The organism is Thermodiscus maritimus (assembly GCF_055382595.1).
In genome coordinates this window covers 25,112-38,322 of sequence record NZ_AP042434.1, presented here as the reverse complement: position 1 = coordinate 38,322, position 13,211 = coordinate 25,112, and the positions used below count along the sequence as shown (strand labels likewise).

Below are 13,211 nucleotides of genomic sequence, written 5' to 3'. Positions count from 1 at the left end.
AACAGTCTCCCACCTTTTTTCCCTCCTATCAGTACTGGTCGGAGGCGTCCAAGTATTGCCCAGGGTAAAGGTGCTGCTTGTACAGGAATACTATCAGATCGTTGGAAAGCACGTATTGGAAATAGAGCTGCCGGGCGAGGAGGCTACTGTGAGGGACGTTATCGGCAAGCTACCCGAGGCTGTGAGGGAGCGCCTGCTTGATGAGAATGGGGAGATAAGGTATCCAGCCATGGTCGCTGTTAATGGGAGGAGGATAGAGTTCCTGGCTGGACTAGACACTAAGGTGAGGAAGGGAGACACTATACTGGTCTCTCCCAGAGCATTATTCGTCGTTTAGATCTCCAACCGCATAGCGGAACGCGGTGACAATATCCTCGGGCTCTATACCATACAGCTCCATGCCGGCGGAGAACCTCGTCTCCAGGGCGAGGAGGACCTGGTCGCTGATAGGCATCCCCTGTACTCCAGCGATAGTGGAGAATGGTTCAGCGGGCGGTGCGGCGAGGAAGTCTCCATCGATCCTCGCCTCAGCTATAAACCTACCCTCATACAGCCTAACTCCAACCCTCACCATATAATGATCCCTACGCGCCTCCCCAACCATCGGGAGCGTTGAGGCCCCATCATAGCGTATCCACCTCCTCTCAGCATAAGCTCTCGATATCCTAGTGAGCTTATCGCCCTCAGGAGTCTCCTCAACCAGGCGGGGCCTCCTCCCAATTATCCTGGAGCAGTCGATAACCTGGTCCATGTCAAAGTCTCCCAGATACTCAATAACGCCAGCGGATAAGGGCTTGGGGCCCAGCCTCGTCGCGCCGGCGAAGCCGGTTCCCAGACACCCTGAAATTTCTCGAGCAAGATCTACTGTGGCGTTAAGGCTTGTTGAAGGGAATATTACTGAGGCGTAGGAGACCGGCCTCTCCACGAGTATAGAGCCGCCTCCTGTCGACCTCCTAGCTATGACGTCGCCGAGGCCGTGGGATGACTGGTAGAATCCCAGAACCCTCCCCCTTAGGTTCCACTCCCCAAACACTATAACGGCCTGCTCCCTCCCCTCGAGGAGCCTGCTGACGGCAAGCTCCGTCGCCGCCTGGAGCCTGTAGGATCCATTAACACGCCATACAGCGATCCTTCTAACTCTAAGCCTCATAGACTACACCGGGCATGCTTCCAAGACCGTCATAGTATAGTTGCCATAAAGACGTTAAAAGAAAACCCTTCACGGGCAGATCTCATCTATATTTGCCTCCACGAGTGCAGTGATACAGTGCAGTATACAGTGCGGGGCGATGAAGCATTAACATCGGGTACAGTATAATCGACTTCCACACTCACCTACCATACAGGTACAAGGATCCCGCCGAGGCCGCCGGGAAACTCTTGAGAGAGATGGATAAAGCGGGTGTCGAGAAGGCGGTAGTCATAGCTGTAGAGGTTGGGGTTAGAACCTTTCAAAAGAGGGCTGGTCCAGGCGAGGTTAAGAAGGCGATCGGCGAGGTCCTCGACTTCGTAAGCCTATCCAGGATACCCCTCCTAAACAGGCTCGTCTACGACATGGATAAGGGGATTAGAGAGCACGAGGAAATGATAGTAGAGCATAGGAGGACCACTAGAGAGGTTGTGGAGGCATCCAGGACAAGTAATGGGAGGCTCATCCCTATTGCAAGCTACTGTCCAGACAAGGGGGTTGAGGGGACGATAAGGGATAACATAATCCCCTTCAAGGACGAGATACTCGGAGTGAAGATCTATCCCACAATGCACTTCATCAAGCCAAACGATCCAAAGCTCGATAAACTATACAATCTAGTAGCCGAGCTCAACGGGCTCGTAGTTGTACACACTGGCTGCGACCCGGGGATGTGGGAGCTCCCGAGAATGTGCAGGATGGCGAGGCCCAAGTACGTGGCTGAGGCGGCGAGGAAGCACAAGGACCTAGTCTTCATAATAGCACATATGGGTGCCTACAGCGCGCTCATGCCTGGGATCTTCTTCCACGAGGCCCTGGAAGCCATGAGCCTAGACAACGTCTATAGTGATACTAGCGCTGTTGACCCCTTCTTCGTTGAGAGAGCCGTTGAGGAGGTTGGTAGCGGGAAGATACTCTTTGGCAGCGACTACCCCTACATGATCGGGTTCACTATAAGGGATACTGTTCGGGAGATATTGGAGCTTAGTATTAGCGAGAGGGATAAGAGGGCGATACTACGGGATAACGCTGAGCGCCTCTTGAAGAAGTTGGGGCGTTTGTAGTGGACTGCTTTGATGGAGTCCTAATACATTATTATATAAGGTAATACCATTCAAAGTATTACCTGCGGGCGTGCCGCTAATATATTCGAATCCCCCCGGGGGCCTGCAGGGTTGAAGGTATCACACATAGTAAACGTAGCGAAAAAGATGATAAGGAAGGCCTCAGCCTCAAACAGCCCAGGCCTCCCAAGCATACTTAGACTAGACATGGCCCTCCCCGCAAGGACCCCCAGCGAGGACATGGGTGATACCAGGGTAGAAGCACTAGAGCTCTACCCCAGGGTCCTCCATACAGTAAGAGCCCCCGGGATAAGCGATCTCAAGAATACAATAGTGCTGGGCATAGACTCCAGCTCCAGGATTGTAGACACACCCTCAGCAACAATAATAGTTGCATCAGTCAGCGTTACATCAAACAAGCCCCTCCACAACGGGTTCCTATCCTCTGGAGACTGGCCCCCCCTTTACGAGAGGAGTATCCCCGGGTTGAGGGAGCCGTTTATAACCGTCATCCCCCACAGCGACGATTATGTGATTGACGGTGACGACTCCGTCACCAATAGGAACCCCGCCGGCATAGAATACACCGAGGACTACAATCTCTTCCAGGCAATGGATGAGGCTAGGGTCAGGCTGGAGAATAAGGCTCTACTAGCACTTGCCGACACGCTATCCTCCCATAAAACCCGCGGAGAACTCGTAGTACTAGTGGACGGGCCCCTCTACCTCGTCACAGGAGCTCTAACAAGGCCTGGAATACCGCAGGAGTATAGAACAGCATGGATGCACCTCTACAGGGAGAGGCTGAAGGCTGTGTCAATGCTCGAGGAGGCCGGGGCTAGAGTCTACGGTGTAGTGAAGAGGATCGAGATGGCTAGATTGCTCCACAGGGACCCTACCCTGGAGGGGCTGATTCGGAGGTGCCTTGGCGAGTCAAGGTATACGGATAAGCTCGTACTCTATAAGAGCCTTGAAAAGCCTGCATGCAGAAAGCCAATCCCACCCAATGGAATGTACGCTCTAGCCTCACCCCCCCTGAAGGTGGAATACCAGGGTCTAGAGGCTGAGAAGGTCGCCCAGTACGTGGTGATCCCCCAGCCGAGGTGGGCTCCGAACAGCCACGCGTCCAGATACTATAGGGTGGAGGAATCCTATTCGTCATGGGAGGAGAGAGGGAGGCGGTGGAACGCGTACAAGAGCCCCGCCGCAGGATTGCTATTAGACAGCGTAGCGAGGGGGAGCCTCGAGCCCCTAACAATAGCGTGTAGCGATAGGAGGGCGAAGAGCATCACAGCCTACCTTAAACAGGTCATGATCACGGAGGCGGCGAGGAGGAACGTTCCAATCTCATACAGCAACGAGCTGGAGGTGTACCAGGCTTGGGCGCGAGTAGGGGCATAGACTGGTACACTGAGCCGGGGGCCGAGGAGCCCCTCCCAGATAAGCTCAACCGGCTAGTAAGCAGAGCCTTAGAGGAGGCTTCTCGATATGGGAGAGTAGTTGGCAGGGTCAGCAGGTTCTTCCCCGTAGAGGTGGGGGGCGAGAGCAGGGTTGTAGTAGAGGTTGACCCAGAGACATACTATGCTGTAAGGCTACAGCCCATACACAGGATTGGAGACTATCTTGTAATAGTGGATTTGAAGGGAAGACTCATCCTAGCACGGGTAGCCAAGATAAGGAGGGGAGACCTGCTCTCCCTCATCGGCTCAAATATGCCCGCAGACGCTGGACTCTCCATACCAGACCCTTCAAGCCTCGCAACAACAACACTGCTAGAGCTGGAGCCACTCATGGAATCAGACTACAACTTGACAGAGACACCTGCCCCTGCCTCTACAAGCATCGAGCCTCAGAGCCCTGTGGTTGACCCGAATCCAGAGGTGATAGCGGCCCTCCTAAACCTTCCTGGGGAGGGAGCTATCCTTGGAGCGCTTGCAACCCCAAGCAATCTCGTGAAGGAAGGCTCTATTCCCGTCAGGCTCCCCTTCAAAGTATTCCTCCAACACGTACTCATAATAGGAACCACGGGGTCGGGGAAGACCACATTCCTCAAGAATCTAGCTACAAGCATATACTCGGAGGCGAATGATGACAGCCCCATAATGGTCTTCGTAGACATGAACCAAGACTTCATACAGGTCGCCTTCGAACCCATACCCATAGACGTGGATGACGAGAAGGCTAAGCATGTGAGGGAGAAGGTCTTCTCAAAGGCAGCCCCAACCAGTGGGGCAATCATACTCCTACCACTCACAGAGTACATCATAGCAGAGTCTCGGGGAGAAGGGGGAGAAGACCTATGCGACTTCGCCCTTGCAGCGGCTAGGAGACACTTTGATGAGGTCGTCGAGCCTATTCTGGGAGCCCTAGGCTACCAGGATGCAAATCCCTCCTTCAAGCCCATCCCAAGAACCAGTGGAGAGTGCAGGGTGGAAGTTGAGGTTTTTGATAAGAGGCTCATCTATATCCCCTACTCGATAAACACTACTCGAATACCCACCAGCTCCATCGCTAGGCTAATGCCAGATATGACCCTGCTGTCCCTGGACCTCTTCAGGCGGACGAGGGAGAGGTTTAGGAGGCTCCACGGGACCTACCCTCCACTTCTCTCCATTGCGGCGGCCCTCCACTCCTACATTGTCCTAGCAAGTCTGTTGAAGGGTAATCTTGATAAGGCCACCAACGAGGATTTCGAGGCTGAAATAACCGACTACCTCTACGAACGCTTGAAGGCTGTCATTGATAACAGGGAGCTTGCCGTCAAGATGATCAAGGGGCCGATCGAGGGTCTTGGGAAAAGCCTTGTGGATATGGCTGCGTCCTACGTTGAACTACTCCTAGAAGCTAGGCCTAGCCCGAGAACGCTGGAAGCCGTCTACAGGAGGATCGGGAGCGCACTCGACTCCGGAATACTAGACCTGCTATACCCCAAGGTCTCGGACGTCCTGATCAGACTTTCAATGCCCGTGGAGCCCGGCTGGGATTGGATCATAGGCCTATCCCAGGAATACGGTGTCCCAATAGTACTCGACCTCGGCGTTCTCGAGAGCTGGGGCGCGGGTGGCGTCGAGGCTGCCAGAATACTCGCATACAGGATACTGGAGCAGTTGAAGGATTGGAAGCACAGGCTTTGGGCTTCCAGGAGTAGAAGTCCTCTGGCGAGGAGGAAGATCATTGTGGTTGTCGACGAGGCCCACCAGTTCTTCCCCCAGCAGAAGGGGTCGAGCGAGGAGCAGGAGATGGCGAGGCAGATAGCTTCTATGATCTCCCAGATAGCCCGCCTGGGAAGAGCACGAGGCATAGGCCTAGTATTCGCAACCCACAGTCCCAGGGACCTCCACGACATCATACTCCAGCTGGCAAACACTAAGATAATATTGAGGACCGAGAAGAACCAGCTCGAGAGCATAGATCTACCCAGCGATATCAAGAAGTATATTCCAAGGCTCCCCGACAGGTTCATGGTGGTATCAAGCTACGTCTACAGGGACTACCTTGTAGTAGCGACAACCACGCCACTAACAATGCACTATGACCTCTCCGCCTAGCCTGGAAGGATAAAGTCGACTAGACCCTTAACCCTCGAGTAGTATGCGTTGAGCTTCTCCTCAGAGAAGAATGCGAGGGCGAGCATACGCGCATCCCTCCTGGTGAGTAATCCAAGCCTCCCATAGGCTAGGTAGGAGGATGCTATGAGGAGTGAGCCTATGATCCAGTCTAGCCCAGTAGCATATGCTATTCCAGCCGTAATCCCCGGTACGGCGAGTAACTCGATTATCCGCCTACTATCTACCCGGAATCCGTACTCGGAGCCTACTTGGAGGGAGTAGGGGATCGCTGCTAGCGCTCCAAGCGTAAAGGATGCGGCTGCTCCCAGCCCGTGGTAGAGTGGGACCAGGATTAGGTAGAGGATTATCCTGGGGATGTTCTGCCATAGGCCTATGTAGAGGACCCTCTTATAGTCTCCGATCGCATAAACAAGGTTCCCTACCGCCCCTACAATTAGTATAGGTATTGACGCGACGAGGAGAACCGCCAGTATTGGAGTGGCGTTTACATACTCGCTTCCAAGAATACTGAGGGGGACCCTCCCGTAGAGGAGGCCCATGTAAACCAGGGGGGTGACAAGTACGAGGGTGAGCGATACGACCCTCGAAGCGATCCTCTCACGCCCCTCTTCCAAGCTCGAGAGGTATGGGAGGAGGAGGCCAACGATGCTAGTACCGATCATCGAGATAACCGAGAAGAGAGCGTAAGCCACATAGTAGTAGCCGGTCGAAACAGCCCCCGAGGACCCAAATACCGCTAACACCCCAATCCACATCCCCAGCATGGCCACCAAGCCAGGGATCCAGCTCGCTAACCCCGCTCTAACAACCTCTCTGAGCTTCTCAACCCTCGCAACCAGCCTAAAGCCAACGAGTTTTACTGCGTGCATGAATCCGATTAGGCCTGAAACAATGTTTAGAAGTATGAATCCTGCAACCGCCCCGGTGAAGCCATAGCCCATCCAAACTAGGAGGAGGCCTGCTAGAATCTTAGCAGTATTCCCTACCAGTGAGCTTATGAAGAGTATATCGGTTCTGAGGATCGAGCTAAAATAGGCTCCGAAAAGCCCCAGAGTGGAGAGGATCACTAGAACTCCAGCCAGCTCGAACATCCTCGGAGTGTAGTGGGAAATGCTCACACCAGCCACTCCAATGAGGAGGAGCGCCGACCCCACTGCAAGGTTGACTGCTAGCTTAAGGAGGAAAGTGGACCAGAGGTACTCCGCGAACTCGCCACGATCCCTTACCCACCACTTCCCCAGGAACCTCTGGACACCTGCTAGCACGCCTAGATCTATGAGGCCAGATACTAGGGTTGCGAGGCCTATTGTAGCAGATGTTAAGCCGAGTATCTCGGAGCCAGCCACCTTTGTTATGATAAGCCAATATATGAAGCCGGAGACGTTGTTGGCTATGGAGCTCCAGTAGATCCAGAACCCGGCTCTTACAACTCTGCTGACTCCCCCCTGGTCCTCTCCCATTAAACACGACCTCTCAGCAATATCTCTCCGGGTAGTGGCCTTCTGTTCCTAACCCTAGCCTTCTAATACCGGGCTTCCCTCGGTATTTTTAATTTCTTGACGCATTTCATTTGTATTAGAATATGCATGGGTATTGAAATGCGCCTTGATGGAGAGGGTCAGCCTCCCTTCTCCTTCACCCCCACCGTCCCGTATCCTACGAAGAGTATCTTGTCCGGGTTGAGTGCGTCGATCACCTCCGGCTTGTGTGTTGCAACCACTAGGGTTATTCCAGCCTTCCTGGCTAGCTGGCCTATCTTCCTCGCAACCCTTTGAGCTGTTAGCGTGTCTAGGTGGGCTGTGAACTCATCTATTATTAGGAGGTTTGGCTTGTCGGCGAGGAGACTCGCCATCTTCGCCCTCTCCTTTTGGCCCGTGGAGAGCTCGTTGAATCTGGCCCTGTAGAAGACTGCGTCGCTCAGCCCAACCATGTTTAGAACCTCCACTGCAACCGCCGCGTCTCCGGTCTTCTTGGCCACGTGCTCGAGGAGGGTTTCGCTCGCGAATGTGGGCTCGATCTCTCCAGGGAGGAGGGCTGCTAGCCTCGTGTTCTCCGGCACCCTGACTGTGCCTTGGTCGGGCTTGTAGTGGCTTGGCTTTTCTCCCTTCATGGCTGCGCCTATGATCATTCTAAGGAGTGTTGTTTTACCCGCGCCGCTCGCCCCTACTATGACGACTATCTCGCCAGGGTTGATGGTTAGGTTTACGTCTTTGAGGACGTACTTCTCCACGACCCTCTTTTCCACGCCGAAGGCTAGGAGCACCTCCCTTAAGCCCTCCGGGAGCCTGGATACGTCCAGCACGCTTGTATAGGTCTTAGACACGCCCTTCAACTCTACCGGCTTCGACAATGGCTCCACCCTCCCGTACCGGTCCTTGTAGAGTCTCCCCTTATGCTGCCTCGCCACCGGGTCCTTTTCGAGGAACTCCTCGATCCTCCTCCTAGCCTCCTCTGTTAGTGGATACATGAGCACTGGCCTCCCGCTCCCGGTATCCCACATGTACTTGAACCCTGCCTTCTCGAAGAATGGGTTGTACTTTGCCATCATCGCTATCGTTTCTATTAGGTGCTTCCTCCTCTTCATCTCCGGAATTCTTCTCTCAGCCACCCACTCCAGCGCCGCCCTCACGGCTAGTACTCCTACCCCGTCCCCGCGGTAGTCTGGATGCACTACTACCCTAGCTATCCTCGCCGCCATAGTGTTTGCTCTCTTCAACGCCTCCCTGCTTATCTCCTCCCCGATGATCGCTCTCGCTATCCTGCTACCGTAGGCCTCGCGGAGCTCCCTGTACTTTTTGAGTATCTTCTTCCTATCGCTGAGGGGCCAGAAGGTTGGGTGGAACCAGTCTCTCGGGAATACTCGCTCTCTAATCAGCTTCTCAACTCTCCCGTCGGGGAGCCTCCTATTCATGAGGGGGATTGGGGTGTCTATCCTCACGTATCCCACTATTCTTGGCTCGTACTCTCTCCTCGACGCCAGCTCTAATACGAGGAACCTGCTGGCTGGTATGCTACCCCTTATCTCTTGTAGCTTCATTGGTACATGGTCTACCGGGCAGACTGGTTGAATGTTGCTCTGCATGTACCTCCCGCATATGGGGCACCGCCATATAGCTACGACTTCCTCCTTGCTGGCATAGTGGTGCTGCTCTAGGTTTACGATCTCAATATAGTCCTCCTCTGTCTCTGCCTCCCTCGCTACGACCCTGTACTCGTACACTCTCCTAGCGTTAAGGGAGTCTTTTCTCTCGAGGACGTACTCTCTCCTCCAGAGGGGCCATACGGGTACCCTCTCCCCCTCCCATATCCTGTAGAGTTCATAGTCCTTCGGCCCCAGTATGAGGGCGTCCTTGAACCTCTTAGGCTCATCGTAGAGGACAATCTCTACCTCCTCGCCCTCGCTGAACCATTGGGATACCGTACCGGTCATCCATAGGAGGACCTCCTCCCCTCCAAGCTCTACGGGGAGGACGCCGAACCACTTGTACCCTCGCCTCGACATCAACTGGAAGGGGTCCCTCGTCACCCTTCCACGTACACGATAACCCTCCACAGCAGAGGCTCCACTCAAAACCGACACCACGAAATAATATTAAGGCATAATACCAGTAAATAACAATACCCACTCCCCTACTAGTACCTGATGGTGAACTCCGTGAACTCTCCCCGGTAGTCTTCGAACTCCACACTAACTGATCTAACCCTTGCCGCCGGCGGCCCGTGGAGAGCCCAGCACACTACCCTCTCAACCGCGTCCCTGGGTCCTTCGAGAACAGCTTCCACGCTCTCTCCGTCCGGCAGGTTCCGGACCCAGCCCGTGACACCCTCCTCTCGGGCCCGCCTAGCCATGTTGGCGCGGAAGAAGACGCCCTGCACTCGACCCTTAACTATAAGGTGTGCTCTAACCCTCTCCACCATCCCCGCCACCCCCATACTCGATCCTACCCAATAATAGTATGGTTATGTGTGGGCTGGTGATAAAGTAATCCCCGCCCATGCCCTAGGGCTATAATATTAGAGTGTACCAGGGAATCCATTATTTTGGAGGGATATAGGGAGCATGCCAAGTAAGAGTCTCTCAAGGGAAGCGATTGAGAAGGCCCGGGTCTTCTGCAGGGACGAGTACCAAGACTACGTGATATACAGTGAGCTGGCTAAGAGGGAGAGAAACCCCCGCTTGAGGGAGATCTTGGAGAGGCTGGCGAGGGAGGAATACGAGCACTACGTGTTCTGGATGAATATTATTGGTGAAGACTGCAGGGGGAACATCTCAAACTGGAAGATCAGGCTCATAGCTCTCTCCAGGAGGATCCTCGGCCTCACATTCACTCTAAAGCTACTCGAGATGCATGAGGACGAGGTTATCGAGGAGTACAAGAAATACCTGGATAACCTAGAGGGAGAGGAGAGGAAGAGGCTGGAGGAGATAATAGAGGAGGAGAGCACCCACGAGAACAGCCTAATATCGAGCATAGACGAGGCAGTCGTGAGGTATCTCAGCTTCATAGCCCTGGGCCTCGCTGACGCCATTGTCGAGATAAGCGGGGTCCATGCAGGCTTCCTAGGAGCAACAAAGACCACCCTGGTCTCCGGTGTAGCCGGCCTAATAGTAGGTGTCTCAGCTGCCTTCGCTATGGCTGGCGCCGCGTACCTGCAGGCTAAGGCAAACCTCGCGGGGGAGGGTAAGATCAGGAGTCCAGGAGTGAGTGCGGCCGCAACTGGATTGTCTTATATAACCTCGGTCGTCCTCCTAGCACTCCCGTACTTCTTAACCAACCACCAGTTCACAGCCTTCGCCATATCTATAATGACGGCCGTCGTTATAGTCTCGCTCTTCACATTCTACAATAGCGTCATAAGCGAGTCCAATTTTAGGAGGGAGGCGGTGGAGAATCTCGGTATACTGTTCGGTACAGCCTTCATAGCCTACCTGTTCGGCGACGTGATAGGGGCTATCTTCGGCCTCCAAGGAATACTCTAGGCAGGGGTCCCTCCTTGCCATCCAATAAGCTCGGAGTCCTTGTCAACCCCTTCGCAGGCGCAGGAGGGAGGCTCGGCTGGAAGGGCACAGACTGGCCCCTCCCCCTCAAGCTGGTAGAGCTTGGGGCTGAACTCGTTGCTCCAGCAAGGGCGCGCGAGTTCTACAGGGAGTATAGGAGGCTCGACTCTGGGCGCTCCCTTGTAATCGCTCCTCCAGGCCCTATGGGCTGGGAGAGCCTAGGCTCTCCCAGAGGGCCGGGCAGGGCTCTAGAATGCGTGGATTCCGGCAAATGGCCTACGGAGCCAGAGGATACGCTGGGATGTGCGAGGGCCTTAGCTGAGGAGGGCGTTGTCCTGCTTGTATTTGTTGGCGGTGATGGTACTGCTAGGCTCGTACACGACGCTGTAGACGAGATGCTGCCTGTTCTAGGGGTGCCGGGTGGAGTGAAGGTTTACAGTGGTGTGTTCGCCTACACTCCCAGGGAGGCTGCCCGGATCGCTTATGAGTATCTTAATGGGAGGGGTGAGCTTGTAGAGAGGGAGGTTCTAGACATAGACGAGGAGGAGTTCAGGAGGGGCAGGCTGGTTGTCAGGCTATACGGGTACATGAGGGTCCCCCGTCTACCCGGACTAGTAGCCTCGGGGAAGACTGTCCACCATGGTCCCGGCGAGGAGGCGGAGATAGAGGAGATAGCAGAGTACTTCTCAGAGGAACTATACAGGGACTGCACCTACTATGTTCTAGGACCTGGCCGGACTGTTTCGAGGATCGCGGAGAAGCTTGGAGTGGAGGGTAAAACCCTCCTTGGCGTTGACGTTGTCCATAACCGGAGGATCGTGTTGCGCGACGCTGACGAGGAGAGCCTCTACAGGCTCGTATCACAGCACAGGGGGCGTGTAAAGATAGTAGTCTCACCTATAGGCGGGCAGGGGTTCATATTCGGGAGGGGCAACCAGCAGATCTCTCCACGAATCATCGGGATCGTAGGTAGGGATAACATTATTGTTGCAGCGGCCCCATCTAAGCTCAACAGGCTACGGTCCCTCCGAGTCGATACCGGCAGCGAGAGCGTGGACAGCCTGCTCCGGGGATACATGAGGGTGTTGACCGGCTATGGAAGGTACCGTGTTGTGAGGGTTGACTAGTGGATGGAGGAGAGCGCGGCCTCGTCAGGGAGCTGGCCAGAATACTCGATCTCGGAGAATGCCTCCACTTCGACGCCTGCCCTCTCGGGGGCGGATTAATAGTTAACATGGATGGCTACGCCCTCCGCTACAGCAAGTACCCCTTCCATACCCTCGAGGACTGGGGCTACAGGGCCGTCGCCGCGGCTGTAAGCGACGTCTACGCTAGTGGGGGACTACCAAGGGCCATACTCTACAGTATAGGCGTGGACAGCGAGGATGATGCAAGGGCTGTAGCGAGGGGGGTCGCTCATGCTGCCAGAGAGCTGGGTGTGAGAGTTGCTAAGAGCGACTTGAACCGTGCAGTAGAGCCTTGGATAGATGTTGCAGTAGTGGGTTTCTCGGAGAGGCCCGTATCCCGCTCCGGCGCTGGGAAGGGGGAGCTCCTCGTCCAGGCAGGGTATCTAGGATACGGCCTCCTAGAGAAGCTTGTATATGAGGGTAGGATCCCCCTTGAGGAAGCTGTGGGTGTTAATGGTTTCACCCGCCGCCTCCCACCTCCAGCAGGGCCGGTAATCTCTCGTTACGCAACCGCATCCTCTGACAACAGTGATGGATGGGCAGCAACCCTGTGGAATATAGCTGAGGCCAGCCGTATAAGGATCACGGTCGAGGAGATCCACGTTGAACCCGGTGTCGCTAGATTACTATCAAAGTATGGGGTAGATTTGGATGAGGCCGTGTATAGCTGGGAGGACTACAACATAGCCTTCACGGTAAAGGCCAGTAGAGTAGGGGAGGTCCTCGAGGATTGCAGGAATGCAGGGATTCCCTGCTGGGTGGTGGGAGAGGTTGAAGAGGGACCTCCGGGAGTAGTGTATAAGGGTAGGAGTGTGTCTAGGGGATGGGAGTGGCTATAACCTGTTCTCAGCCCCAACCTCTACCTGGCGGGAGAGGCGGTCCTTTATCTCCCCTGCAAGCCTGAGTGCCTCAGCCTTCACTCTCTCGAACCCGCTGGAGAGCATGCGGGTACTCCTAATAGTGAGCCTTACCTCGGCCAGCCTGGCTGAGAGCCTGAGGGCTCTCTTAGATAATTCTTCCTCTCCCAGCATTTCTAGTACCAGCTGCACCTCTTCTACGGCATCCTCTAGGCTGCCATTCTTGATTGGAGTTACTCCTAGGCTGGCCAGGTACTCTATCTCCTCCGCCACCTTGAGGGCCCATTCCCTCAGGAAGCCCTTGTCAACACTCACGGGCTTGTCCAACTTATCCATCCCATATCAC

The 13,211-nt window shown here is 54.8% G+C and carries 12 protein-coding genes; 7 read left to right on the top strand and 5 right to left on the bottom strand.

Going from position 1 to position 13,211, the window contains the following annotated elements; translation table 11 throughout:
* Positions 1-55 precede the first annotated feature (55 nt).
* Positions 56-337, top strand: a complete 282-nt coding sequence (locus ACZ47H_RS00205; RefSeq protein WP_464933224.1) for a MoaD/ThiS family protein — start codon at positions 56-58, stop codon at positions 335-337.
* Here the strand turns inward: ACZ47H_RS00205 and ACZ47H_RS00200 are convergent.
* Complete coding sequence (locus ACZ47H_RS00200; protein WP_464933223.1) at positions 323-1,150, bottom strand: hypothetical protein; 828 nt, start codon at positions 1,148-1,150, stop codon at positions 323-325. The genes ACZ47H_RS00205 and ACZ47H_RS00200 overlap by 15 nt on opposite strands.
* A 239-nt stretch (positions 1,151-1,389) precedes the next feature.
* Between ACZ47H_RS00200 and ACZ47H_RS00195 the strand changes: the two genes are divergently transcribed.
* The 3 genes from ACZ47H_RS00195 to ACZ47H_RS00185 all read left to right on the top strand — a co-directional run bounded on the left by ACZ47H_RS00195 (position 1,390) and on the right by ACZ47H_RS00185 (position 5,801).
* The gene (locus ACZ47H_RS00195) at positions 1,390-2,253 is read left to right on the top strand and encodes an amidohydrolase family protein (RefSeq protein ID WP_464933222.1); all 864 of its coding nucleotides are present in this window, start codon (positions 1,390-1,392) and stop codon (positions 2,251-2,253) included.
* 111 nt (positions 2,254-2,364) lie between these two features.
* On the top strand, positions 2,365-3,654 hold the full coding sequence (locus ACZ47H_RS00190; protein WP_464933221.1) for a DNA double-strand break repair nuclease NurA: 1,290 nt from the start codon (positions 2,365-2,367) through the stop codon (positions 3,652-3,654).
* Positions 3,633-5,801, top strand: a complete 2,169-nt coding sequence (locus ACZ47H_RS00185) for a helicase HerA domain-containing protein (protein ID WP_464933220.1) — start codon at positions 3,633-3,635, stop codon at positions 5,799-5,801. The genes ACZ47H_RS00190 and ACZ47H_RS00185 overlap by 22 nt, the downstream gene beginning before the upstream one ends.
* Here the strand turns inward: ACZ47H_RS00185 and ACZ47H_RS00180 are convergent.
* The 3 genes from ACZ47H_RS00180 to ACZ47H_RS00170 all read right to left on the bottom strand — a co-directional run bounded on the left by ACZ47H_RS00180 (position 5,798) and on the right by ACZ47H_RS00170 (position 9,737).
* The gene (locus ACZ47H_RS00180; RefSeq protein ID WP_464933219.1) at positions 5,798-7,282 is read right to left on the bottom strand and encodes an oligosaccharide flippase family protein; all 1,485 of its coding nucleotides are present in this window, start codon (positions 7,280-7,282) and stop codon (positions 5,798-5,800) included. The genes ACZ47H_RS00185 and ACZ47H_RS00180 overlap by 4 nt on opposite strands.
* Positions 7,283-7,440: 158 nt before the next feature.
* Positions 7,441-9,324 carry a GNAT family N-acetyltransferase gene (locus ACZ47H_RS00175; protein ID WP_464933983.1) on the bottom strand — a complete coding sequence of 628 codons (1,884 nt, stop codon included), beginning with the start codon at positions 9,322-9,324 and terminating at the stop codon, positions 7,441-7,443.
* 131 nt (positions 9,325-9,455) lie between these two features.
* Positions 9,456-9,737, bottom strand: a complete 282-nt coding sequence (locus tag ACZ47H_RS00170) for an acylphosphatase (RefSeq protein WP_464933982.1) — start codon at positions 9,735-9,737, stop codon at positions 9,456-9,458.
* Positions 9,738-9,882: 145 nt separating this feature from the next.
* Between ACZ47H_RS00170 and ACZ47H_RS00165 the strand changes: the two genes are divergently transcribed.
* Genes ACZ47H_RS00165 through ACZ47H_RS00155 form a run of 3 tightly spaced genes read left to right on the top strand, consistent with a single transcriptional unit; the run spans position 9,883 to position 12,847 of the window.
* Complete coding sequence (locus ACZ47H_RS00165; protein ID WP_464933218.1) at positions 9,883-10,803, top strand: VIT1/CCC1 transporter family protein; 921 nt, start codon at positions 9,883-9,885, stop codon at positions 10,801-10,803.
* Between the two features lie 14 nt (positions 10,804-10,817).
* Positions 10,818-11,948, top strand: a complete 1,131-nt coding sequence (locus ACZ47H_RS00160; protein WP_464933217.1) for an ATP-NAD kinase family protein — start codon at positions 10,818-10,820, stop codon at positions 11,946-11,948.
* Positions 11,948-12,847 carry a thiamine-phosphate kinase gene (locus ACZ47H_RS00155; protein WP_464933216.1) on the top strand — a complete coding sequence of 300 codons (900 nt, stop codon included), beginning with the start codon at positions 11,948-11,950 and terminating at the stop codon, positions 12,845-12,847. The genes ACZ47H_RS00160 and ACZ47H_RS00155 overlap by 1 nt, the downstream gene beginning before the upstream one ends.
* Here ACZ47H_RS00155 and ACZ47H_RS00150 read toward each other — a convergent pair.
* Positions 12,842-13,201, bottom strand: coding sequence for a hypothetical protein (locus ACZ47H_RS00150; RefSeq protein ID WP_464933215.1), 360 nt, complete (start codon positions 13,199-13,201; stop codon positions 12,842-12,844). The genes ACZ47H_RS00155 and ACZ47H_RS00150 overlap by 6 nt on opposite strands.
* Between the last annotated feature and the right edge of the window lie 10 nt (positions 13,202-13,211).

Coding starts and splice junctions, on each gene's coding strand:
- ACZ47H_RS00200 (WP_464933223.1), bottom strand. CDS start 1,150: ATGAGGCTTAGAGTTAGAAGGATCGCTGTATGGCGTGTTAATGGATCC.
- ACZ47H_RS00195 (WP_464933222.1), top strand. CDS start 1,390: ATGGATAAAGCGGGTGTCGAGAAGGCGGTAGTCATAGCTGTAGAGGTT.
- ACZ47H_RS00180 (WP_464933219.1), bottom strand. CDS start 7,282: ATGGGAGAGGACCAGGGGGGAGTCAGCAGAGTTGTAAGAGCCGGGTTC.
- ACZ47H_RS00175 (WP_464933983.1), bottom strand. CDS start 9,324: ATGTCGAGGCGAGGGTACAAGTGGTTCGGCGTCCTCCCCGTAGAGCTT.
- ACZ47H_RS00165 (WP_464933218.1), top strand. CDS start 9,883: ATGCCAAGTAAGAGTCTCTCAAGGGAAGCGATTGAGAAGGCCCGGGTC.
- ACZ47H_RS00150 (WP_464933215.1), bottom strand. CDS start 13,201: ATGGATAAGTTGGACAAGCCCGTGAGTGTTGACAAGGGCTTCCTGAGG.